23 protein-coding genes are annotated in these 24,458 nt (G+C 42.0%); 11 read left to right on the top strand and 12 right to left on the bottom strand.

Features of this window, described 5'->3' with window-relative positions; genetic code table 11:
• The first annotated feature begins 106 nt into the window (after positions 1-106).
• The 3 genes from mfd (at position 107) to FTU03_RS02490 (ending at position 5,777) form a co-directional block, all read left to right on the top strand.
• A complete protein-coding gene (gene mfd, locus FTU03_RS02500; protein ID WP_179992328.1) occupies positions 107-3,568 on the top strand; it encodes a transcription-repair coupling factor in 3,462 nt (1,153 codons plus the stop codon).
• A gap of 226 nt (positions 3,569-3,794) precedes the next feature.
• The gene (locus FTU03_RS02495) at positions 3,795-4,229 is read left to right on the top strand and encodes an HIT domain-containing protein (RefSeq protein WP_004786072.1); all 435 of its coding nucleotides are present in this window, start codon (positions 3,795-3,797) and stop codon (positions 4,227-4,229) included.
• A gap of 57 nt (positions 4,230-4,286) precedes the next feature.
• Complete coding sequence (locus tag FTU03_RS02490; RefSeq protein ID WP_159122747.1) at positions 4,287-5,777, top strand: adenylate/guanylate cyclase domain-containing protein; 1,491 nt, start codon at positions 4,287-4,289, stop codon at positions 5,775-5,777.
• A 74-nt stretch (positions 5,778-5,851) separates the two neighbouring features.
• Here the strand turns inward: FTU03_RS02490 and fdx are convergent, their stop codons facing one another.
• The 8 genes from fdx to FTU03_RS02450 all read right to left on the bottom strand — a co-directional run bounded on the left by fdx (position 5,852) and on the right by FTU03_RS02450 (position 12,054).
• Positions 5,852-6,190 (bottom strand): ISC system 2Fe-2S type ferredoxin, encoded by a 339-nt coding sequence (fdx, locus tag FTU03_RS02485; RefSeq protein ID WP_034702567.1) that lies wholly within the window; start codon positions 6,188-6,190, stop codon positions 5,852-5,854.
• A gap of 15 nt (positions 6,191-6,205) precedes the next feature.
• Positions 6,206-8,065, bottom strand: a complete 1,860-nt coding sequence (gene hscA, locus FTU03_RS02480; RefSeq protein ID WP_179992329.1) for a Fe-S protein assembly chaperone HscA — start codon at positions 8,063-8,065, stop codon at positions 6,206-6,208.
• 39 nt (positions 8,066-8,104) lie between these two features.
• Positions 8,105-8,620, bottom strand: coding sequence for a Fe-S protein assembly co-chaperone HscB (hscB, locus tag FTU03_RS02475; RefSeq protein ID WP_104426170.1), 516 nt, complete (start codon positions 8,618-8,620; stop codon positions 8,105-8,107).
• A 131-nt stretch (positions 8,621-8,751) separates the two neighbouring features.
• A complete protein-coding gene (gene iscA, locus FTU03_RS02470; RefSeq protein WP_004786063.1) occupies positions 8,752-9,072 on the bottom strand; it encodes an iron-sulfur cluster assembly protein IscA in 321 nt (106 codons plus the stop codon).
• Positions 9,073-9,108: 36 nt separating this feature from the next.
• On the bottom strand, positions 9,109-9,495 hold the full coding sequence (gene iscU, locus FTU03_RS02465; RefSeq protein ID WP_004786061.1) for a Fe-S cluster assembly scaffold IscU: 387 nt from the start codon (positions 9,493-9,495) through the stop codon (positions 9,109-9,111).
• A 104-nt stretch (positions 9,496-9,599) separates the two neighbouring features.
• On the bottom strand, positions 9,600-10,817 hold the full coding sequence (locus FTU03_RS02460; RefSeq protein WP_166136649.1) for an IscS subfamily cysteine desulfurase: 1,218 nt from the start codon (positions 10,815-10,817) through the stop codon (positions 9,600-9,602).
• Between the two features lies 1 nt (position 10,818).
• Positions 10,819-11,292 carry an Rrf2 family transcriptional regulator gene (locus FTU03_RS02455; RefSeq protein ID WP_179992330.1) on the bottom strand — a complete coding sequence of 158 codons (474 nt, stop codon included), beginning with the start codon at positions 11,290-11,292 and terminating at the stop codon, positions 10,819-10,821.
• 111 nt (positions 11,293-11,403) lie between these two features.
• On the bottom strand, positions 11,404-12,054 hold the full coding sequence (locus tag FTU03_RS02450) for a hypothetical protein (protein ID WP_104426168.1): 651 nt from the start codon (positions 12,052-12,054) through the stop codon (positions 11,404-11,406).
• Between the two features lie 205 nt (positions 12,055-12,259).
• Here FTU03_RS02450 and FTU03_RS02445 point away from each other — a divergent pair, with 205 nt between their 5' ends.
• From FTU03_RS02445 to FTU03_RS02435, 3 genes are all read left to right on the top strand, one after another.
• The gene (locus FTU03_RS02445; protein ID WP_179992331.1) at positions 12,260-12,739 is read left to right on the top strand and encodes a phasin family protein; all 480 of its coding nucleotides are present in this window, start codon (positions 12,260-12,262) and stop codon (positions 12,737-12,739) included.
• 157 nt (positions 12,740-12,896) lie between these two features.
• Positions 12,897-13,169 (top strand): HU family DNA-binding protein, encoded by a 273-nt coding sequence (locus FTU03_RS02440; protein ID WP_004786051.1) that lies wholly within the window; start codon positions 12,897-12,899, stop codon positions 13,167-13,169.
• A gap of 130 nt (positions 13,170-13,299) precedes the next feature.
• A complete protein-coding gene (locus FTU03_RS02435; protein WP_179992332.1) occupies positions 13,300-15,165 on the top strand; it encodes a SurA N-terminal domain-containing protein in 1,866 nt (621 codons plus the stop codon).
• Positions 15,166-15,275: 110 nt separating this feature from the next.
• On the opposite strand, the gene FTU03_RS02430 is transcribed toward FTU03_RS02435, so the two are convergent.
• A complete protein-coding gene (locus tag FTU03_RS02430; protein WP_179992333.1) occupies positions 15,276-16,148 on the bottom strand; it encodes a DUF2797 domain-containing protein in 873 nt (290 codons plus the stop codon).
• Between the two features lie 35 nt (positions 16,149-16,183).
• Here FTU03_RS02430 and FTU03_RS02425 point away from each other — a divergent pair, with 35 nt between their 5' ends.
• Positions 16,184-16,654: a DUF6231 family protein gene (locus FTU03_RS02425; protein ID WP_004786043.1), complete on the top strand. Its 471-nt coding sequence runs from the start codon at positions 16,184-16,186 to the stop codon at positions 16,652-16,654.
• 113 nt (positions 16,655-16,767) lie between these two features.
• On the top strand, positions 16,768-17,442 hold the full coding sequence (locus FTU03_RS02420) for a YidB family protein (RefSeq protein ID WP_179992334.1): 675 nt from the start codon (positions 16,768-16,770) through the stop codon (positions 17,440-17,442).
• Positions 17,443-17,500: 58 nt separating this feature from the next.
• Here FTU03_RS02420 and FTU03_RS02415 read toward each other — a convergent pair whose 3' ends face one another.
• The 3 genes from FTU03_RS02415 to FTU03_RS02405 are packed head-to-tail and all read right to left on the bottom strand — an operon-like array spanning position 17,501 to position 19,469.
• A complete protein-coding gene (locus FTU03_RS02415) occupies positions 17,501-18,121 on the bottom strand; it encodes an OB-fold-containig protein (RefSeq protein WP_179992335.1) in 621 nt (206 codons plus the stop codon).
• A gap of 20 nt (positions 18,122-18,141) precedes the next feature.
• Positions 18,142-18,450, bottom strand: coding sequence for a Rieske (2Fe-2S) protein (locus FTU03_RS02410; protein ID WP_373684488.1), 309 nt, complete (start codon positions 18,448-18,450; stop codon positions 18,142-18,144).
• Between the two features lie 14 nt (positions 18,451-18,464).
• Positions 18,465-19,469, bottom strand: coding sequence for an adenosine kinase (locus tag FTU03_RS02405; RefSeq protein ID WP_166136667.1), 1,005 nt, complete (start codon positions 19,467-19,469; stop codon positions 18,465-18,467).
• 261 nt (positions 19,470-19,730) lie between these two features.
• On the opposite strand from FTU03_RS02405, the gene FTU03_RS02400 reads away from it, so the two are divergent.
• The 3 genes from FTU03_RS02400 to FTU03_RS02390 all read left to right on the top strand — a co-directional run bounded on the left by FTU03_RS02400 (position 19,731) and on the right by FTU03_RS02390 (position 24,432).
• A complete protein-coding gene (locus tag FTU03_RS02400; protein ID WP_034170350.1) occupies positions 19,731-20,180 on the top strand; it encodes a GNAT family N-acetyltransferase in 450 nt (149 codons plus the stop codon).
• A gap of 147 nt (positions 20,181-20,327) precedes the next feature.
• Positions 20,328-23,267: an insulinase family protein gene (locus tag FTU03_RS02395; RefSeq protein WP_179992336.1), complete on the top strand. Its 2,940-nt coding sequence runs from the start codon at positions 20,328-20,330 to the stop codon at positions 23,265-23,267.
• Between the two features lie 22 nt (positions 23,268-23,289).
• Positions 23,290-24,432, top strand: coding sequence for a phospholipase A (locus tag FTU03_RS02390; RefSeq protein ID WP_179992337.1), 1,143 nt, complete (start codon positions 23,290-23,292; stop codon positions 24,430-24,432).
• The last annotated feature ends 26 nt before the right edge of the window (positions 24,433-24,458 follow it).

The following is a 24,458-nucleotide window of genomic DNA, read 5'->3' as shown; positions in this document are numbered from 1 at the left end:
TTATCCTATGCAGTCAATCTGTAACGACTGCATAAAAATAACGAAATAGCACCAGATCATCGTGATAGTATAAGCTTCATGTTGTTTAGACTTTAAAGCTATATACATGTTCCAACAAGAAATTTCCCAACTTAATTTAACAAAGCTCAAGGTAGGCGAGAAACGCTGGTTAGGCAATCTGCAAGGCTCGTCTACTGCATTATTGCTGAAAGAAATTATCAAGCAGCAACGATCGCGTCTATTTGTTATTGTTGCGCGTAATAACCAGCATTTGGGTCAACTGGAAAGTGAACTGGAATTTTATGGGATTAAACCGACCATATTTCCAGACTGGGAAATTTTGCCTTATGACCGTCTGTCACCGCATCAGGATATCGTCTCTGAACGTCTGGCAATTTTATCTAATATGCCCCAAGGTGGCGTATTGTTGCTGGCAGCTTCTACATTGGCACAGCGTGTTGCACCTACTTCATGGGTGCTGGGTGAACACTTCGATATTCGAGTCGGGCAAAAGCTGGATCTGGAACAGCAAAAGAAAAAACTGATTCAGGCTGGTTATCATCTGGTCGACACCGTTTATGACCATGGTGAATTTGCAGTTCGCGGTAGCATTATCGATATATATGCTTCAGGTCAGGATGCACCAATCCGGATTGACCTGTTCGATGATGAAATTGAAACCCTGAAATTTTTTGATCCGGAAACGCAACGTACTACGCAAACTCTAGAACAATTTACCGTATTACCTGCACAAGAATTTCCACTGAAGGAGGGTCGTGCTACTTTCCGTGACCGTTATGCAGAATTTTTCCCCACAGCTAATCCAAAGAAAAATCCAATTTATCAGGATGTAATGGATGGCATTGCTTCACCGGGAATTGAGTTCTACCTGCCTTTATTCTTTAGTCATGAAGCGATGCAAGGGCAAAGTACCTTAATTTCATACTTACCAAAGAATGGCATTGTCATTACAGATAAGGCGTTGGAGCAGAGTTTAGAACAGTTCTGGCAGGACGTAACTCGCCGTTATGAAGATCGCTGCCATAATATTGATCAGCCGATTCTGCCGCCTGAAGCACTGTTCTGTCCGACCAATCAGCTTTTAGAACAGCTAAATCAGTTTAGTCGCATCATTGCGGCACAAGAAGCTTTTGATGAGAAAGCCGGCGTGATTAATCTGGATACCCAGTTACCACCACGCTTGCCTGTTGATCCAAAACGTGAAAAGCCCTTTACCGAAGTCAAAAAATATATTGATGCGGCCGATCATCCGGTTTTACTGGTTGCTGAAAGTGCTGGTCGTCGTGAAACCTTAAAAGATGCGCTGCGCCCAAGTCTGGGCGATATTCCGACCGTAGAAAACTTTGATGCTTTTGTCGATTCTCTGCATGCGATTGCGATTACCAGTGCACCATTGGAACGTGGTCTGGTTCTGACAAATCGGATCAGTGTGATCTCGGAAAATCAGCTTTACGAACATCGTGTGGTCCAACGTCGTCGCAAGCGTCAGCAGGAAGTATCAGAAGAATTCCTGATCCGCAGTCTGACCGAGCTAAGCATTGGTGCACCAGTGGTACACATTGATTATGGTGTAGGACGTTATGCAGGCTTAATTACTTTAAGTATCGATGATCAGGACCATGAATTTCTGCAACTGGACTATGCTGAAGGCGCTAAAGTCTATGTGCCGGTGACTAACCTGCATCTGATCAGCCGCTATAGTGGTGGCGATCCAGATCTCGCACCGTTACATAAACTGGGTACGGATGCCTGGAATAAAGCCAAACGTAAGGCTTTGGAACAGATTCATGATGTCGCAGCCGAGTTATTACATATTCAGGCACGTCGTTCATCTAAGCCGGGCATCAGTTTTGAGGTTGATCAAAGTCTGTATATGCAGTTTGCTAGCGGCTTTGCTTATGAAGAAACACCGGATCAGGCCAATGCGATTGAAGCCACACTATATGATATGCAACTGGCAAAACCAATGGACCGTCTGGTCTGTGGTGATGTCGGTTTTGGTAAAACTGAAGTCGCCATGCGGGCAGCCTTTGTCGCAGTTCAAAATAACCGTCAGGTTGCGGTATTAGTGCCTACCACTTTGCTGGCACAACAGCATTATGAATCTTTTAAAGACCGTTTTGCGGACTGGCCAGTTCGGATTGAGGTGCTTTCCCGTTTCGGTTCATCTAAAGCGCATACCAAAACGATTGAGGGTTTAGCGGATGGCAAAGTCGATATTGTCATCGGCACCCATAAGCTTTTACAGGAAAATGTCCAGTTCCATAATCTGGGACTGATGATTGTCGATGAAGAACATCGTTTCGGGGTGCGTGATAAAGAACGTATTAAAGCCTTGCGTGCCGATGTGGATATGCTGACCCTAACAGCAACGCCAATTCCACGTACCCTAAATATGGCCTTTAGTGGTATGCGTGATCTGTCCATTATTGCAACACCACCAGCACGCCGTCTGGCTGTAAAAACTTTTGTGCAGGAACATACCAGCGACACCATTCGAGAGGCGATTCTGCGTGAATTACTGCGTGGTGGTCAGGTCTATTTCCTGCATAATGAAGTCGATACCATTGACCGTGCTGCAGAAAATATCCGGAATCTGGTGCCGGAAGCACGTGTCATTGTGGCCCATGGGCAAATGCGTGAGCGTGAACTGGAGCAGGTGATGCAGCAGTTCTATCACAAGGAATACAATGTTCTGGTGTGCTCGACTATTATCGAGACCGGGATTGATGTACCTAATGCCAATACTATTATTATTGAGCGGGCAGACAAGCTCGGTCTTGCACAGTTACACCAGTTGCGTGGCCGGGTTGGGCGTTCGCATCACCAGGCTTATGCCTATCTGTTAGTGCCATCCCTAAAAGCCTTGAAAGGTGATGCAGAAAAACGTCTGGAAGCGATTCAACGTGCCTCGACTTTGGGTGCAGGCTTTATGCTGGCCACCGAAGATCTGGAAATTCGCGGTGCAGGTGAACTTCTAGGTGAGCAGCAAAGTGGTTCGATGCAGGCGATCGGCTATAGCCTGTATATGGAAATGCTGGAAAAGGCGACTAAAGCGATTCAAAAAGGTAAAACGCCGAATTTTGATGCACCACTGTCTTTAACTGCGGAAATCAACCTGCATATGCCAGCCCTGATTCCGGACGATTATCTGGGTGATGTACATCAGCGCTTGCTGTTCTATAAACGCATCAGTAATACTGATACTCAGGAAAAACTCGATAATATCCGTATGGAACTGATTGACCGTTTTGGCATTCCGCCGCAACCGGTGAAACAATTATTTGCTGTGCATCAGCTACGTCTTAAAGCCGAGCAATTGGGCATCACTAAAATTGACATTGGTGGGCAGGGTGGCCATATCGAATTTGCACCAGATACGCCAGTTCAAGCCATGAGTATTATCCAGATGATGCAGAAACATCCGACATATTTCAGGATGGAAGGCGGTCAGCGATTAAAAGTGATGGTGATGCTGGAAGATTATCAAAAAAGAATCCAGTTCATCAGCGATTTACTGGATAGCCTATTAAAAGAGCTAAATTAATAGTTTTAGATTTTATAGAATATGAATATTCACGCTATATTTCATTTTTATAAATATAGTGTGAATATCAGCTTGTTTTCATATGAAATTATTTAAGCTAATAGTTTGCCGTTTTGTCCTTCACAATTCATACAAAATTGCCCTAAAGCACCCGCTTACAATACTCAGCCGCAATTGTATATGGTAGTATTAGCCATCATTCTAATTTTGCATCATTTATAAAGATATGTTTAGTTTGCATCCACAACTTGCTCAAGATACGTTTTTTGTAGGCGACTTTCCTTTATCAACATGTCGTTTGATGAATGATATGCAATTTCCGTGGTTGATTCTGGTTCCGCGTGTACCAGGCATTACCGAATTATATGAATTGAGCCAAGCTGACCAAGAGCAGTTTTTACGTGAATCAAGCTGGTTATCTAGCCAGTTAGCGCGTGTATTCCGTGCCGACAAAATGAATGTCGCAGCTTTGGGCAATATGGTGCCGCAACTGCATTTTCATCATGTGGTTCGTTATCAAAACGATGTGGCATGGCCTAAGCCGGTATGGGGCACTCCAGCAGTTCCTTATAGCAGTGAAGTATTGGCACATATGCGTCAAACCTTGATGCTGGCTTTACGCGGTCAAGGAGATATGCCATTTGACTGGCGTATGGACTAAGCGTTGACATACATTTTATGGTCCATTCAGGATTTTGGACTTTAAGAGAGTAATTGAGTGCAATTAGACGACTGGATTCATCAGGAACCAAAACAGTTTGAATATTTCCATCGGATGATGGGATATATCATGCTGTCTCTGGTTCTGATCGTCTATCACTACACGGAACCGGACACCAATTACCAGATTTTTGTTCCGTTATTTCTGGCACTGGTTTTGGTGATCACACCGAAATTATCCCGGTGGATGATTTATAAATACGACTATAATTTAAAACGTAATTTCTTCTTTGTTCTAGATGTGATTATCGTATCGGTTGTACTTGCAGCTGTGCATCTGGATCTGGTGTTGTCTCTACTGGCAGTGGTCACATTGCTATATACCGCCATTAATAACAAGATTTCGTTCATGATGGTGTCACTGGCTGGCCTGATTGGCACCATGATCTTTTATCTGTCTACCATTGGCATTTTTGGGTTTACCAGCTATTTCAGTCCCACCAGTACCGAACTCACCGTACTAGGTTTCATCTGTTTGATTACTTATTTTGGTGTCGGAAATTTCTATCAAAGCGGTCGTATGCAATATATGACCCAAAAGAAAAATCATTATTTTGACCAGATGAACCGTTATATGGAATTTGCTAACCAGCTCAGCCGTTATGCGCCAGTGCAGTTATGGCAATCCATCATGAAAGGCGAGTCTGAAGCTAAGATCGAATACAAACGTAAAAAACTCACGATTTTCTTTTCGGATATTCAGGGATTTACAGAGCTTTCTGAAACTCTGATTCCGGATGATTTGGCTTTCCTGTTGAATGACTATTTAAGCCATATGACTGAAATCGCAAAAAAATATGAAGCAACGGTCGATAAGTTCATGGGGGATGCCATCCTGATCTTCTTTGGCGATCCGCACTCTGATGGTGTAGAGCAGGATGCTAAAAATTGTCTGGAAATGGCGATTTCAATGCGTCAGCAAATGAAATTACTACGCGAACGCTGGATTAAAATGGGTTATCCGCCATTACATATCCGTATGGGGATTTCGACCGGTTATTGTCACGTGGGGAACTATGGTGCCAATCACCGTATGGCCTATACCATTGTTGGTCGTGATGCCAATCTGGCTGCACGCTTACAAAGTGCTGCGGAAGTTGATGAAATCCTGATTTCTGAAGATACCCATAACCTGATCAAAAATGATTATCTATGTGCACCTAAAAAGCCAATTTTCCTGAAAGGGATTAAGGCGCCGGTACGCACCTGGCAAGTGATGGAAAAATATGCCTTCCAGAAAGTTGAATATCAGCGCTGGTTTGATTATGAATATAAAGGTTTCCATTTACTGTTAAATCTGGATGAAGTGCAAAACTATGATTATCCAGAGTTGCTGCATGTGCTGGAGAAAATGATTAAACGCATTCAAACCCAACAGCAACTGACCAACTCTCAAGGAATTGTGAAATTAAAACTTGAAGATGAAGTCATTGAACCTTTGTCTGCTGAAGAAGCATTTCGAGCAGCTGAACGATCAAAAGTCATCTAATTTTTATGATTTAAATAAATGATAAAGACCATAAAAAAAACCACGCCTAAGCGTGGTTTTTTGATTGCAGAATCTTAGTGATTTTCTGAAGCATGGTTGATGGTATATTTTGGAATTTCAACTTCCAGATCTTCATCCACAATCTTCACTTGGCAAGACAGACGGGAATCAGGCTCTAAACCCCAAGCACGATCGAGCAGATCAGCTTCGACATCATTCATTTCTTCAAGGCTGTCGAAACCGCGACGAACAATTACGTGGCAAGTGGTACATGCACATGACATATCACACGCATGTTCAATCTTGATTCCGTTTTTCAGCATGCTTTCACATAGATTGGCATCTTGTTCAACTTCAAACTCAGCGCCTTCAGGGCAAATTTGCGCATGTGGAAGAACTTTAATACGTGGCATAGTCTTTACCTTAAATTAGTTTGAGTTTGACCAATCGTCGAGTTTAGTGCCTTTAAGGGCAGCATCAATATGTTGATTCATGCGCAGAGCAGCAAATGCATCACTATGTATTTTAAGCTGTTCTACTGCAGATTCAATGGCTTTGATATCTGTGCCTTGTAGCTCGGACTCAAGTCGTGCTTGCGCAGCAGTCAGTTCTGCCAATTGCTGTTCATTCATCAATTGAGCATCTACTTTCAATGCCTGAACCAGTGCTTCAAGTTCACGTTGTGCTTCCACCTTGGTTTCCTGCAAATGACGAAGATTCTTATCTTCTTCAGCAAACTGATAACCTTCTAACAGCAGACGTTCAGTATCTTCACTCGACAGACCGTAAGATGGTTTGATATCAATTTGTGCAGTCACACCTGAAGTCATTTCTTTGGCAGAAACGGTCAACAAGCCATCCGCATCCACTTGGAAAGTCACTTCAATGCGTGCCTGACCTGCGGTCATTGGTGGAATACCATGCAGGACAAAACGGCCTAAGCTACGGCAATGTTCTACCAGATCACGTTCACCTTGTACCACATGAATCAGCATAGCGGTTTGGCCATCCTGATACGTTGTAAATTCCTGGCGACGTGCAACTGGAATTGCGGTATTGCGTGAAATCAGACGTTCAACCAGACCGCCCATAGTTTCCAGACCAAGAGAAAGTGGAGTCACATCTAATAATAATGATCCATCTTTGCTGTTGCCAATGAGCTGATTCGCTGTAATTGACGCACCAATCGCAACTACTTCATCCGGGTTAATGGTGCACAGAGGTTCCTGGTTAAATACATCACGTACTGCTTTTTGCACGGCATACGAGCGGGTAGAACCACCTACAAGCACCACATTCTGAATATCATCAAGTTCCAGCTTGGCATCACGCATGACACGCTTGCATACGCTGATGGTTTTATCCAAAGCAACCTTGATGATTTCTTCAAAAGTCGGACGATCTAAAGTCAGGCTTTGGTCAAGCAGCTTTAATTCAACTGAGTCAGCATTAGATAATGCTTCTTTAGCTTTACGCGCAGCAGTAATGAAATGCGCATATTCAGCATCATCTAGGGTTTCGATATTAAGCTGTTTTTTAGCCCATTTTAGAATCAGGCGATCCAGATCGTCACCACCCAGAGCAGTATGGCCGCCAGTCGCTAATACTTCGAACACACCTTGAGAGAAACGCAGAATTGAAACGTCAAAGGTACCGCCGCCCAAGTCATAGATCACATAGTTGCGATCTGTGCTCAAGTTAGTTTCCTGATCCAGTCCATAAGCTACCGCAGCAGCCGTTGGTTCATTCAATAAACGCAGAACGTTTAAACCGGCCAGTTGCGCGGCATCACGTGTTGCCTGGCGTTGTGCTTCATCAAAGTATGCAGGAACCGTAATCACGGCACCATTAATCTCATTTTTTAAGCTGGCTTCAGCACGTTCTTTAAGCTGCTTTAAAATTTCCGCAGAAATCTCAACTGGCGTTTTACGTCCTTGCGCAGTTTCAAATGCCGGCATTTCATTCGCTTCGCCCACCAAGGCATAAGGATGCTGGAATTTAATATCTGCTTGGGAGCGACCCATAAAACGTTTTACGGATACAATCGTATTTTTAGGATCGGTGGTAATAAAAGGTTTGGCGTCATCGCCATATTCAGTGCTTTGTGCTGCATAATGAACGATAGAAGGAAGTAACACACGACCTTGTTCATCTTTGAGTACTTTGGCTTGACCTGAAAGAACCGTGGCAACCAAAGAGTGGGTGGTGCCTAAATCGATACCAATCGCAATGCGGTGTTCATGTGGTGCACTTGATTGACCTGGTTCTGCAATCTGCAAGAGAGCCATAGTGTTACATCCTTTGCACGTTAAAATTAAATAGAAAAATTAAAATTCATCATCAAGATCAAAGCTGTCATCATCTAGGAAACGGTCTTCCGCTTTGTCGATGTCTGCCATGACTTTAACAAAGAAACGCAGTTTACGCACGGTATCGCGAGCTTCACTCCAGTCTTCATCTTCATAGTCGATTTTGAACTCACGAACCAGACCATCAATCCATTGCTGAACTTCAACTTTCAGAGAGGAAAGATCTTCAGCCGATGAGGCTTCATCTAATTGTTCGCGAATTTCCAGCGCATCCTGAAGAAATTCAAAATCGCTAATAGACTGATCCAGATGATAGTCCTGTTTTTTTAAAGACAGTAAATAAGCTGCACGGCTATCAACCGCTGACAAAGCCTTGAATGCCTGGTTGATCTCGCTTGATTTAATCAAAGCCTGATCTTTATCTTCAGCTTTATCGGGGTGATATTGTTGCTGCAACTTTAAAAACTCTGCTTTTAAAGTGGCTAAATCAATATCGAGTGCTACAGGAAGATTGAACAACTCAAAATGATTCATGGGAGATAGAGTCCGCGATTAATATGCAAAAATGATTAAGCTTGATGACAATTAAAATAACTGCCTAAATGCAATTAAAACAGTGTATTTCACACTGTTTTAATGCTGAAAAAAGAGAATTATTGCTGCAATCAGACAGTGAATGACTCACCACAACCACATTCGCCTTTTTTATTTGGATTGTTAAATTCGAAGCCTTCGTTCAAGCCGTTTTTTACGTAGTCCATTTCTAGACCTTCGAGATACACCAGACTTTTTGGATCTACGAAAACTTTAACACCAAACTGTTCAAAGACCTGGTCATGAGTATCGACTTCGTCGACAAACTCAAGAACATAAGCAAGACCAGAACAGCCTGAAGTTTTCACACCAACACGAATGCCTTCACCCTTACCGCGACTTTTGAGGTAATTGCTGATATGAGTTGCTGCATTTTCAGTTAAGTGGATCATGAAAACTCCGTGAATCTTTCTTCAAAAAACGAATGATTAAGCTTTAGACTTCTTGTTGCGGTAGTCTTCAACAGCCGCTTTAATTGCATCTTCAGCCAGTACAGAGCAGTGCACTTTTACTGGTGGAAGAGCCAATTCATTTGCGATATCAATGTTTTTGATTGCTTGTGCTTGGTCTAAGGTTTTACCTTTTAACCATTCAGTCACTAATGAACTGGATGCAATTGCAGAACCGCAACCATAAGTTTTAAAACGTGCTTCTTCAATCACGCCTTCATCATTTACCTGGATCTGTAAACGCATTACGTCACCACAAGCAGGTGCACCGACCATACCAGTACCAACGTTTTCTGCATTTTTGTCTAAAACACCAACGTTACGTGGGTTTTCGTAATGATCAATTACTTTTTCGCTATAAGCCATGTTGCTTCTCCAAAACTCGGGGTCAGCCTTAATATAAATATGGGGATTAAAAATTTTTTATCAATGAGATAGCAGTGTAAATACAACTATCTCAGAGTCAAAAATTAGTGCTCAGCCCATTCAACTGTAGAAAGGTCGATACCTTCTTTGTACATATCCCAAAGCGGAGAAAGTTCACGTAATTTCTCAACAGCAGCTTTAGTGATATTTAAAACGTGATCGATATCTTCTTCAGTGGTGTACTTACCAAAGCTGAAGCGGATCGAACTGTGTGCAAGCTCATCAGAAAGACCTAATGCACGAAGTACATAAGATGGTTCAAGTGTTGCAGATGTACATGCTGAACCTGAAGATACGGCTGCATCTTTCAGTGCCATCATCAATGATTCACCTTCAACAAAATTGAAACTTACGTTTAAGTAGTTTGCAACGTTTTGAGTTGGGTGACCGTTCAGGAATACCTGTTCAAGACCTTGTAAGCCATTCCAAAGCTTGTCACGAAGGACACGTAAACGAGCTTGTTCAGACTGTAAATTTTTGCCTGCAAGTTCAAATGCTTCACCCATACCAACGATCTGGTGAGTTGCAAGAGTACCTGAACGCATACCACGTTCATGACCGCCACCATGCATTTGTGCTTTTAGACGTACACGTGGTGAACGACGTACGAACAGGGCACCAATACCTTTAGGACCATAGATTTTATGTGCAGAGAAGCTCATCAAATCGACTTTCAATTGAGAAAGATCGATTTCAACTTTACCCGCAGCCTGTGCAGCATCAACGTGGAAGAAAATCTTTTTCGCACGGGTGATTTCACCAATCGCAGCAACATCAGTTGTCGTACCGATTTCGTTGTTTACCATCATCAGGGAAACAAGAATGGTGTCTGGACGGATTGCTGCTTCAACCATTTCTGGAGTAATTAAGCCAGTTTTTGGTTGCGGCTCAAGATAAGTAATCTCAAAACCTTCAGACTCAAGCTCACGACATGTATCCAAAATTGCTTTATGTTCAATTTTAGAAGTGATGATGTGTTTGCCTTTAGATGCATAGAACTGAGCCACACCTTTCAATGCAAGGTTGTCAGATTCAGTCGCACCTGAAGTCCATACGATTTCACGCGGATCAGCTTTTACTAAATTCGCCACTTGTTCACGGGCGTATTCAACTTTTTCTTCCGCTTGCCAGCCATAAGCATGTGAACGAGATGCTGCATTACCGAAGGTGCCTTCGAAAGTTAAGCATTCCATCATACGTTCTGCAACTTGAGGATCTACCGGAGTTGTTGCTGCATAGTCAAGATAAATCGGACGTTTCATGTCAAATACCTGTAACCGATAAAAGGGCTGAATCAATGTTTGCTGAATTTTGGCGTAATGACACAGTTTGTACGTTGTCACGAGCTACAAGGTCAGCAAGGGTGATTTTTGCGAGATAATCGGCAATGTGGTGGGAGAGTTCTTGCCATAAATCATGAGTCAAGCACATCGCGCCATTTTGGCAGTTGCCTTTATGGTCACAGCGAGTCGCATCAACTGTTTCGTTTACAGCTTCAATAATTGCTAACACAGTAATTTCATCTGCGCTGCGTGCTAAATGATATCCACCATTGGCACCGCGAACACTCGAAACTAGACCATAACGTTTTAGTTTCGCAAATAACTGCTCGAGATAGGCAACAGAAATAGTTTGACGTGCTGCAATTTCAGCAAGCGTGATCGTTTGTTCAGATGGCTGCAAAGCTAAATCAAGTAGAGCAGTCACTGCGTAGCGACCGCGAGTGGTTAGGCGCATGATTCGATACACATGGTTAGACTAGATGTGTAGATTTTATGAATCCCGACTAAATTAGTCAAGTTATTTTTGTGAATGGCGAGCGTATTTAATTTTCTGAAAATGAAAGAATTACGCGCTGATCCAATTATACACTAATAACGCAATCAAAAGCACTGTGATTATACTAAAGACCATATTGATCCGCTTTTGACGGCGTTCCATACGTTTAATGCGGTTGCGATACTGTTTAACTTCAACTTGCAGGCTATTAATTTTAGAACGCTGATCTTCAATTTTCTTTAATAAAGGCGCAATACGTTTTCTTGATGAAACAATATCGGTCTCATCTGCCGGTGGTTCAGATAACCAGTGTTTCCAGTCGGACAATACTTTAGGTAAGGCAAATAAAGTCAGTAAATCACGGAACTCGTCTTTTAAAACCTGATTGCCATCAATACGCATCGCACGAATGCTTCTGCGATTGCCAAAGATAAAGATCTTAATCAGATCCATTAAAGTAGTGCGAACATCCAGATCAATAACTCTGCCTGGTGCTTTATAGTCAAATAACAGCCCGTCTTTGGTAAACTGAACATAGAAATCAAAATATGGAATATAACTATTGATTTTTATTGTAATATTCTCATCTACAAACTTCTTCGCCTGAAGAGCAACAACACGGTCATGTTTGAGAATGAACGTGAATATTGTTTCTAAAACGATTAAAGTCATCGTAAGCAACAAATGTGGTTGATTTTGACTTTGTTGCGATTCACTCATATATACAACCAATCCTTACCTGAAAATTAAAATGAAAAAGCATCCTGCTGAGTAAAAGATTTCAGGGTTAAATCAAATTAGACTTGAAATAAAGTGCTTTGTAGAACAGTTTAGCAAATCTATCAAGCCCTAAATTTGCTATTATGCGGTGATTTTGTAGATAATTTTATGATATTTGCATAGAAAATAAGCAGGAGTCGTGTACATGGATAAAACAAAAACGACACAAGATACAGATCAGGAATTGATTGAAAAACCAGTGAAGAGTAAGTCAAAGTCTGCTTCAGAGCGACGTTCAATGCTGGACTTTCGTAAATATACCAAGCAGATCTGGTTGGCTGGCCTTGGGGCATTTTCCCGGGCAGAGGAAGAAGGCAATAAACTGTTTGACTCGCTGGTCAAGGTCGGAGAAGAGCTAGAATCCAAAACAGTCGATATTGCAGATCAAACTGTGGAAAAAGTCTCCGAAAAAGCACGCGAATCTGTGACAGATACCAAAGATAAGGTTGAAAAACTGATCGACAACTCTGTTCATCATTCCTTGAATCGTATAGGATTAGTCACACTGAAGGATGTACAACATCTGGAGCGTTTAATTCTTCAGTTGCATGCCAAGGTTGATGAATTGACCTTGCAGCAAGAAAAAATACAGAAAGAATTATCGAAAAAAATACACACAAAATGATTTTCTTCATAATTCAATGTTTTTTTCGCATATATTTTGAAAAAAAAGAGGTTTATAAGTATTGCGTTTATACCTAAAGCATTGCTATAAAGGCGTTATGGTAGTTTAAACAAATTCTTGGACCTTAAATAAACGATATTAAGAGGACGTAGTTTTCATGAATAAATCAGAATTAATTGATGCAATTGCAGAGAAAGGGGGATTATCTAAGGCTGACGCAGGTAAAGCTTTAGATGCTACAATTGCTTCTGTTACTGAAGCTTTAAAAGCGGGTGATACAGTAACTCTAGTTGGTTTCGGTACTTTCGGCGTTAAAGAGCGTGCTGCACGTACTGGCCGTAATCCACAAACTGGTGCTACTCTTGAAATTAAAGCAAGCAAAGTACCTAGCTTCAAAGCAGGTAAAGGCTTAAAAGACGCTGTTGCTTAAGCTGCTTCAATCCTAAAACGCGCCTTCTTTGGCGCGTTTTTTATTGATAGATTTAATTGTTTTGATTAACACATTCATTCAATGGGTTTTTTCGGTTAAAATCCTCTGCAAATAAAATATTGGAATACTTATGGAATCTTTTCGTAAAGTTATTAAGGGTTGGTTGGGCAAGGTCTTGCTCGTTCTGTTTTTAACCCCTTTAGCGCTTGTAGGTATTGAAGGATATTTTAGCGGCGGGAATTCTGATGCAGCAAAATCAGTCAATGGAACTGATATCTCTAAACAAGAATTAGAGTCACTGACAAAATCATTCAAACAACAATACTTAAGTTATGCCAATGGTGATGAAACCTTATTAAATCAAAGCTTCATCGATCAAAAAGCGATGGATACCCTGGTTGCGCGTACATTGCTCTTGCAACAGGCTGAAAAACTCGGGATTAGCCTGAGTGACCAACAAATTGCACAAATGATTTCTCAGCAACCTTCTTTCCAGGAGAATGGCAAATTTTCTAATGCTTTATATGAAAATTACCTGAAATCAATCGGCATGACTAACAATGCTTTAGTAGAAAGTTTACGTAAAGATCATGCACTGAAAATGCTGTCTTCTACTTTTATGGATTATCCACTGGTCAGTCCGGTTGAGATGCAGCAAATTGCAGATCTGCAAACTGAACAGCGTCATATTCATATCGCTAGCGTGAATCTGGACAGCTATAAAAAAGCAGTAAAAGTATCAGAAGCTGATATTGCAGCATATTATGAAAAGCACAAATCCCAGTTCAAGCAACCGACTAGCGTTGATGTGGATTATGTGGTGATCAAGCCGAGCAATATTGATACTGCCAATGTAGCCGTCACTGATGCAGAATTGCAGGAAGCTTATAATAAATTTGTGGCTGACCAGAAGCAGAATGTGAAACCAGAGGTTAAACATATTCTAGTGACTGCAGATAGCCGTAGCGATGCTGAAGCCAAAAAACTGGCAAACGAAATTGCAGCTAAAATCAAAGCTGGTACCACTTTTGCACAAGCAGCAGCTCAATACTCTGAAGATCCTGAATCTAAATCTAAAGGTGGTGCTATCGCTGTCTATGAAAAAGGCGTGTTCGGTACTACATTTGATCAGACTGTTGCATCTTTAAAATCTGGTCAAGTTTCAGCGCCTGTTAAAACGGATTATGGCTACCATATTATTTCAGTCCAACTGCCTGATGTAGCAGTTCCATCGTTTGAATCTCAAAAAGCACGTTTATCTGAAGAAGTATTGGCAGCGAAAAAATCTAATGCATTCTCTGATACGGTAAACAGTCTGAATGACATGGTCGTAAGTGCGGACTCGCTGGATGTTGTTGCTCAGGAAGTGAAGGGCGTTCAGGTTCAGAAAGCAAATGGTGTGACCCTTGCGACACGTGATCCATTGCTAAGTAATGCGGCTGTCAAAGTTAAACTGTTTAACGATGACGTGAAAAATGGCGACCGTAATGCATCTTCAAGCATTCAGTTAGCCAATGGTGATGTGGCTTGGGTAAAAGTTCGCAATTATCATGCAGCAGGGGAGCAGACACTGGCAGAAGCTAAACCAGCAGTAAAAGCGAAACTGATTCAAGATAAAGCATTTGCTGCGGCCAAAGCTGAAGTTCAAACTGCATTGAATGAGTTTAAAACCAAGCCTGCAGCATCCGTTGCGAAAGGTAAACTGGTATTTGAAGATGCAGGCATCTATACACGCGCAGAAGGTCTGCTTAAGCGTGATGTACAACGTGCAGCATTTAGCGTGCCAGCGCCTAAAGCAGGTCACTGGTCAGTAACGACAGCAAATATGCCAAATGAATTGGTGGTTGTGGCAGTTTCTGAAGTGAAGAAAAATCCGATCGATGTTTTAAGTGCAGAGCAACGTAGTGAGCTGGTGAAATTGTATCAACAGCTTCGTGGTCAACAAGAATTTGATGATTATACGCGTTACTTAAAATCTCACGCAAAAATCAAATAAGATTCGCTTTTAAAAAACCAGCCTACGGGCTGGTTTTTTATTTTCTTAAGTAAGAAATAATATCCAAAATAAGAAGAGAGCATATAACTCTCTTCTGAAATCCGGTCATTTTATTCCGCTCTAAAAATTAGCTCATAACCTGTATATTTACGGATATTAATCACACCAGTATCCAGAATCAGATATTGGCCTTTAATCCCTTGTAGTTTGCCTCGGATCACTGGAGTTTTATCTAAATTGTGAGATTTGATTTTTTCTGGATATTGCTCTATCGGATAGATGAACTCACGTGGTAATTCCTTATCTAAAACTTCAATATTCTCATTAAACTGCAAATTCTGATTAAACTCTTCACGGATAGTTTGGATTTTCGGTGCAAATTCTTCAATCAACTGATCGCGAACTTCAATCAGATTTAAAGGTTTCGCTTCACCTTTGAGTAATTTACGCCAGTCGGTTTTATCTGCGACTTGGGTACCAAACATCACTTCCAGTTTACCGGAAAGACGGCGAGAACCCACTTTCATGATAGGAAGGGCTTGAGTTGCACCCTGATCCAGCCAACGAGTCGGCATTTGATTGATCCGGGTAATTCCGACTTTTAAAGCACTAGAATTGGCCAGATAAACAATATGTGGTTGGAAGCAGACATTCTGTGCAAACTCATCTTCCCGGCAAGTGCCTAAATGATAATGGCAGGTTTCTGGTTTCATGATGCACATATCACATGACGCTTTAGTTTTAAAACATTTAAAACAGTGGCCTTGTGAGAATGATTTAGAAGTTTTTTTGCCGCAAGAAACACAATAGATATTTCCAGTCCATTCAATCTCGATTTCCTGACCTAACTGGAATGGAAGGTTAATTTCTGATCCATCTAATATTAATTTATATTCAACATTTGCCCGCTGGGTATTTTGATCAGTTACACTAAGGTCTGTAAGACCGACGTGCATTTTATGGCAAATGCCCTGAAGTTCCATAAAAAATTACTCACTTAAATCATAAGGATGCAGTCATGGCTGAACAGAATGTCATCACTTCAATGCTAGACGACTTCGCCAAAGAACAGCCAATTCATACTGCTATTTGTATCGGGCAGGATTTAACCCAATCTCAGTTTCAGCAATCTATTCAATGGCACTATTTTAACGTATCTGAGGTTTTAAATCTGCCTTTTCAACAGCGTTATGACCTGGCAGTAGTGATGCTGGACACTCCTGAAACCTTAGCATTGTCAGAACAGCAGAAGAGTCAAATTCTGGTTAAAATGCGTGATTTATTTGCAAAACGTCTGGTTGTGGTGAGTCGCTTGCAGGATGAAAAACTGCTCAGGTCTTTAGGTCTGACCCAGTTGATTGACAAGACGGTTCATGGGGCGGATTTTGCACTCTGGCAATTCAATATTTTAACTTATAAACATGTGCCAGACTGGTTTAACTCTAAATTCTGGGCTAACCCTGAAAACTGGGATAAATATCGCTGGTAAAATTGGAAAGCTAGGAAGGACTTATATCAGTATTGCAAATATTAACAAAATCCTGCATGGAAAATATGAACTCACACTCTATTCTGTAGAGAAGGCGTATACAGGAATGAGTTATGACCAATCTTAGTAGTATTGTAGAAATGCTGGCCAAGCAAGCTTTAGGAAATAACCAAGCTCAATCCCAGCAGCGTTCATCCCAGCAAGGGGGATTGGCAGATATTCTTGGATCAGTATTGGGTCATATCAATAATGCTAATCAGCAAAACCAGAATCAAAATCAGCAGCATCAAAACTCACAACAGCAAAACAAGCAAAATGGCCTAGGTGCAATTTTAGGTTCTGTACTCAGCCAGCTCGGCGGTGGGAGCCAATCTTCCGCTCGACCAAGTTCTGGACTGGGTGGCAGTTCAACAACAAAGACTTTATTGATTGCTGTCTTGCCACTGGTCTTGGCCTGGATTCAGAAACAGGGCGGTTTGCAAGGAGCATTGGATAAGCTCAAAGGACAAGGTTTAAATAGCCAGGTTGATGACTGGGTCTCTACTGGCCCGGGTGAAAATGCCAATGTCGATCCGCAGCAGGTACAAAACCTGTTTGATGACCAGGAAGTAGAACAGGTCGCAGAACAGACCCATGTGCCTAAACAGGATGTCTATAGCGCCATTTCTCAGGTCTTGCCGCAGATTATTGATTCACTGACACCACAAGGTGAGCAAACCAGCAAGCAGGAAGCCAATAATGATATTCAGAATGTATTGAATATGGTCTCAGGCTTGTTTAAAAAATAAATCTATCTATCCAATAAAAAATCCCGACTTTTAGCCGGGATTTTTTCTATTGAATTCTTTAAGCTTCTTCCAGATTCAAGCTAAAGAGTCGGTTGGATTTACAGATCTTCTTGGCCACATAATGCGATTTTCTAAGACGGATTAAAATAATCTGAGACTGAAATTCCAGTTCGCCAAATTCAGGTTCAACCTGAACATAGTGTAACTGACCATACTCATCCCGAACTCGTGCTTGGGCAGAAAAGCCAGGACGGGCATTACCGCTTGAAATTGTAGCTAAACGGCCTAATAGGTTTACATCATTCTTTTTATATTTAGGTGGAATAACCTGATCCAGACAATGAATCATAAATACGGTAAAGAAAATCGCAATGATCAATGCCGGTAGAATGATGTAATAGGCAGGTAAGAAATGATATTCCTGTGAATAGATCAGAAACTGAAGAAAATAGCCGGAAAAGCTAAAATTCATCAGGAAGAAAAAAACAATCAGGGTTTTGGAAAATTTGACATTTAGCCATTCAACATTCTGAAAGTCATATGGAGAAATGCGTTCCAGGAGTTGACTGGGTTTAAGCTTAAAATAGAAGGCAACTGTTTTTGCCACGCCAAGCAGAATGATGAACAATAAACTGAGATGAAATGGCATCAGGTTATAGTTAAGTAAAAACTCAGGCATGGCAAAATCCGTTTTAGCTATTATTCTGAAAGATAAATTCCGCCATCAGAATGCACGGTAATATCAACTTTTTCAAGTGATTGGCCTTGACAAGGTCCAGAAATACATTCACCGCTTTCGACTACGAACAGCGCGCCATGAGTAGAGCATTCAATAAATTCCTGATCACGGTCCAGAAACTGGTTTTCCAGAAATTCCAGTTCTACCTGTAAATGTGGACAAATATTCTGGTAAGCATAAAACGAACCATCACGCTGGGTAATAAAAATTGTATCCCCATTCGGAAGTTCAAAAGAGCGTGCTTCACGCTCTGGAATATCGTCAGTCATGCAAATTTTAAACATTAAGCACATTCCTTAAGAACATCTTTTAATAATGCTGTGTATTCTGAAACCGCCAGTCGTGGCCCAAATTGCGCTACCACTTGACTAGACACCAAAATTGCCAGTTCTGCTGCTGTTTTTAAGCCAAGACCCGCATTAAGTGCATATAAAAAAGCACCCGCGAAAGCATCGCCAGCCCCATTGGCATCCACTGCAGTTACAGCACGGCCCGGCACAGTAAAGGTTTCACCATTATTGGAAATAAGCGCACCATCAGCTGACATTGTAATGACAACGTATTGACTTAATTCCTTGAGTTTAGCCAGAGCTGCTTCGATGGTATCTGTTTCGGTATACATCAATGCTTCTTGCTGGTTGCAGAACAAGAGATCAACGCCATCTGCAATCATTTCATCCAGACCGGCACGGGCATATTGCACCATCGCAGGATCAGAAAGGGTAAATGCGATTTTAACCCTATTGGCTTTGGCAATTTCACGCGCCTGTTTTACGGCCTGACGTGCTGTTTCGGAAGTGGATAGATAACCTTCGATATAGAGCCATTTAGCAGTTGTTAAAGGCTGGAAGTCAATCTGTTCATCTGTGAGTTCAGCAGTAATACCTAAATAGGTATGCATGGTACGTTCAGAATCTGGGCTGACCAGAACCATACAGGTACCTGTTACGCCTTCACTAATCGATTGGGTTGTAGTTTTAATGCCAGCTTCATTTAAGCCATGCAGATAGATATGACCCAAATCATCATTACCGACACGGCAGGCATAGAATGCAGAGCCGCCCAAAGCTGCAAATGCAACTGTAGTATTGGCTGCTGAACCGCCTGAAGCCTGACCTTTATAAGTTTGAGTTGCTTTTAAGTTTTGATACAGAGTAGCCTGAGCTTCACCATCCGCAAGTTGCATGGTGCCTTTTTGCAAGTGATGTGCAGTTAAAAACTCATCAGAAACTTTAAATTCCTGGTCAATCAGCGCATTGCCAATCGCAAAAAGGTCAACAGTAGACATATCCAAATATCACATTAAAAATGAAAGTGCTAAGTTTACACGATTGCTCGGGTTTGCTGTAGTTCACTGAAACATTTTCAGAATACTTTAAAAAATACTGTAACTTATTCAGCTTGAATCTTTGGTCTAAGAATTGATTTATTTTTAAACGGTAGCGAGTGCAGCCATTGATTTAAAGGTTGGATTTTATTTATAAGATTAGAGTACCAAGCAGTTATACTGGTGCGACATTTGAACAATCATCTAAAACAGTGTGGGTATATGGATATTAAGATTGTAACAGCCGAGCAGCTCCCTGATCAGATTGACACTTTAGCGACACTGGCGCGTAAAGAAGGTTATGACCTGATTGATAAGTTAATTGAAGAATACCGCACTGGAAAAAACTGTTTCAGTCAAAATAATGAATTTCTGGCCTGTGCCTATGATGGCAATAAACTGATTGCCTGTGGCGGCTTAAACCAGCAATGGGGCGATAACGGCATTGAAGAAAGAATTGGCCGGGTACGTCGCTTCTATGTGCATCCAAAATATCGTCAACATGGTGTAGGTAAGCAGCTTCTAGCTTATCTGGAGCAGTTGGCACGACCATTTTATTCAGCACTTTGTTTACAGACCGATACCAAACTGGCCGCCAGTTTCTATCAAAAACAGAACTATGTCTTTGTTGAAAACCACCCGAGTTATAACTATTTCAAGTATATGATCTAGAGATCATTGCCAAACCTGATCATTTAAAAATCAGATGATCAGGTTTACTTAATTCGATCAAAATCCTCGGTTTTCTGCGTGAATAATTCAAACAACTACAGCTATAATGCGAATAATAATTTTTTAATTTAAGCATTAGGAGATCGCATGACTGTAGATGTCACTGAAACCATTTCTCAAACTGTACATCCTGCGTTTCAGTTGGTACGTCAACAACATGTTGAAGCTTTAGACATTTTAGTGTCTGAATATAAGCATAAAGTGACTGGCGCCACCCATTATCATCTGGCGACCAATCACGATGAAAATGTTTTTCTGGTTGCGTTTCGCACCCAGCCAATGGATTCAAAAGGTGAAGCGCACATTCTGGAACATACCGCACTGTGCGGCTCAGAAAAATTCCCGGTACGTGATCCGTTCTTCTTGATGATTCGCCGTTCGCTTAATACTTTTATGAATGCCTTTACAGCGGCAGACTGGACGGCTTATCCATTCGCAACTCAAAATGATAAAGACTTCCAGAACTTATTAGAAGTGTATATGGATGCGGCTTTCGCTGCGAACCTGAATCCGTTGGATTTTGCTCAGGAAGGCATCCGTATTGAACTGGAAAATGGCGAACCGGTATATAAAGGTGTGGTATTTAATGAAATGAAAGGGGCAATGAGCTCACCTTCAGATCAGCTTTATCATACTTTGGCGCATCACTTATTCCCGGACACCACTTATCACTACAACTCAGGCGGCGATCCTAAAGATATTCCAGACCTGACTTATGAAGAGCTGGTGAACTTCTATAAAACGCATTATCACCCAAGTAATGCTGTATTTATGACCTTTGGTAATAAATCTGCTGCTGAGTTACAGGAACAGTTTGAAAATCTGGCGCTGTCTAAATTTGAAAAAGGTGAAACACTTTATTCAATACCAGAAACCCGTTTAACTGCGCCACTCAATGTGACAGAAACCTATGCAGTTGATGGGGAAGATCTGAAGGACAAGACTTATCACGTATTGTCATGGTTATTGCCAGAAGCGAGTGATATCAAGTTACGTTTAGGCTTGCGTCTCGTAGAAGGGATTTTGCTGGAAGATTCAGCATCTCCCTTACGTCATTACTTGGAAACCTGTGGTTATGCACAGTCAACTGGCCCATTCATGGGCGTAGATGATTCCAACTTTGAAATGACCTTCTACTGCGCGGTTCAAGGTTCAAACCCTGAACATGCTGAAGAATTCAAAAACGGAGTTTTCAAAGTTCTGGAAGAAGTTGCCTCTAAACCTGTTGATCAACAGGCAGTAGATGCGATCCTACATCAGATCGAATTGCATCAGCGTGAAATCAATGGTGATGGTACACCGTATGGTCTAAGCCTGATTTTAAGCGGCTTAAGCAGTGCAATTCACCATCGTGATCCAGTTGAAGTCTGGGATGTGGACTCTGCAATTGCTTCAGTAAAAGAAGAGTTGCAAGATCCAATGTGGCTGTCGAATCTGATTAAAGATCATCTTTTAGATAACCCGCACCGTGTTCAACTGACTTTAGTTCCAGATGCAACTAAATCTGCCAAAGAAGCGGAAGAAGAAAAAGCACGTCTGGCTGAAATTGGTAAAGCTTTAACTGAAGAGCAAAAAGCAGAGATCAATGCTCAAACTGAAGCGTTAAATATCCGCCAAGATACTCCAGATGATTTGAATCTGTTACCTAAGGTGGGTCTGGAAGATGTGCCTGCGGAATTGCAGATTGTTCAAGGCCAGTTGCGTGAGATTATCTGTAACCGCGTAGATACGCCGTTGAATCTTTATCATGCAGGTACCAATGGGATTTATTACCAACAGGTGTTGGTGAAAATTCCAGATGAAGTGGTGCAATCACCGTATTTCAACCTGTTGTCTATTTTAATGGGTGAAGTTGGTGCGGGTGAATATGATTACCTGCAATTCCAGCAACTGCAAACAGCAGTCAGTGGTGGTCTGGGCATGGGCGCTTCATTGCGTTCTAAAGTGGATGACAAAAACAAGATCAGTGCGTGGCTAACTTTAACGACTAAATCTTTGGCTAGCCATCTGGATGCGATCCGTCTGTTAAAAATCGGTTTCGAGCAGCTACGCTTTGATGAAAAAGGCCGTATTATTGAGTTATTACAACAGCGTAAAACTCGCTGGCAGTCGCGTATTTCCGGTTCTGGTCATAGCTATGCGATGCAAGTAGCATCACGTCAGCATAGTGCTCTAGCCTTGCGTGATTATCATAATACCGGTCTGGGTGCCTTGAACTGGCTGATTAACTTGGTCAATCACGCTGAAAAAGATCCAGCAGCTTATGACGCCATGATTGAGGAATTAAAACGCATTCATGCAGTCTTGCTACAAGCGCCAAAACAATTCCTGTTGGTGTGTGAAGAACAGCAGTCTGAGCGTCTGATTGAAGAAATTCAAAACGTGTGGGACAAACTGGAAGTGAATACTGCACCTGCAGAATTGACTCAGGTTGAAAAAGTTAATCATAGCAATGATGAAGCCTGGTTGATTCAGACTAATGTGCAGTTCTGTGCAGCAGCTTATCCTGCGGTAGAAGTTTCACATCCTGATGCTGCTGCCTTGATGGTATTGGCAGGCTACTTGCGTAATGGTTATCTGCATAGCGCAATCCGTGAAAAAGGCGGTGCTTATGGTGGTGGCGCAAGCTATGACGGAAATGCATGTTCTTTCCGCTTCTATAGTTATCGCGATCCACGCTTAGCAGAGACTTTCCAGGACTTTGATGCAAGTATCCAATGGTTGCTTAACGCACCTCAACAACCGCATCAGCTGGAAGAAGCCATCTTGGGTTTAATTGCCAGTATGGACAAACCGGGGTCACCAGCAGGTGAAGCGATTACAGCCTGTTATGCCTACCTGCATCAACGTACGCCAGCATTCCATAAACAGCTTCGGGAACGTTTGTTGCATGTCACTTTAGATGATTTGGAACGTGTCGCACAGACTTATCTGGTTGAACAGCAAGCTTCAAAAGCGGTGGTTGCGCCATTTGCCAAACGAGAAACTTTAGAACAACTCGGCTTTACAATTCAGCAAGTTCAATAAATAAAAACAATGAGGATAGAGGATGGCGCTTAATTCTATTAAGCGCTCAACTTTGCAGCTAGGCGTTTTGCTTGGCTGTGCAGTTGGGACGCAAGTTAATGCGGAAGATAAAACTGTAGCGAGTAGTCCGATGCCGGCAACGGCTGAGGCTTGCTCTGCGGTTGAAACCAATTCAGAACGCTTGGCCTGTTATGATGCGGTATTTAAAATACCGGCCGATAGTAAGCCTGATATTGTTTCTGAACGGCGTGCAGCCATAGAAATTGCGCCCGAACCCGACAACCTCAAAGCGAAAATTGAACAGACCGTTTCCAATATCTATGCTTCTGAAGGATCAAAGCTGACTCCGGCTTTATCCTTGCTGGATAGCCGTTGGGAATTGTCGCCAGAAAGTAAACTGGGTACCTGGAATATCCGTTCCTATCAGCCGATTTATCTGATGCCAGGATTCTGGACTTCCAAGAAAAACGAGTTTCCGCAAAGCGAAAACCCAAATAACACGGTTAAAGAAGACCAGAATTTGACCTCGATTGAAGGGAAATTCCAGTTATCTTTAAAAACCAAGGCGGTTGAAAATATTCTGGGTGATAACGGTGATCTCTGGCTGGGCTATACCCAGTCTTCACGTTGGCAGGTGTATAACTCGGAAGAGTCCCGACCATTTCGTGAAACCAATTATGAGCCCGAAGCCAGCCTGATCTTCCGTACCAATTATGATCTGTTTGGTTTGAACTGGCGTATGCTGGGATTGACGCTTAATCACCAGTCTAATGGCCGTTCCGATCCATTATCTCGTAGCTGGAACCGGGTAATGCTGAATCTCGGTTTTGAAAAAGACAACTTCGCCATGATGCTGCGCCCTTGGTATCGTATTGAAGAAGACCGGGCTGATGACAATAATCCCGAGATTAAAAACTATATCGGGCGTGGGGATTTAACTGCATTTTATCGTCATAATGCCCACGATTTTTCCCTGATGTTGCGTCATACGCTAAAAGGTGGAGATGATAACCGTGGTGCAGTCCAGTTTGACTGGTCATTTCCGATCAGTGGGCGTCTACGCGGTCAATTCCAGCTCTTTGATGGTTATGGTGAAAGTCTGATTGATTATAATCACCGTGCGACCTATGTGGGCTTGGGTGTATCCTTAATGAATTGGTACTAATCTGTTTCATGTAAAAAACCACGCTT

Origin of the sequence: Acinetobacter sp. YH12046, assembly GCF_013419905.1 — a bacterium.
In the GTDB taxonomy this organism is placed as follows: domain Bacteria; phylum Pseudomonadota; class Gammaproteobacteria; order Pseudomonadales; family Moraxellaceae; genus Acinetobacter.
Note: the sequence above shows the minus strand (reverse complement) of the source record. Positions and strands in the feature narration are given on the sequence as shown.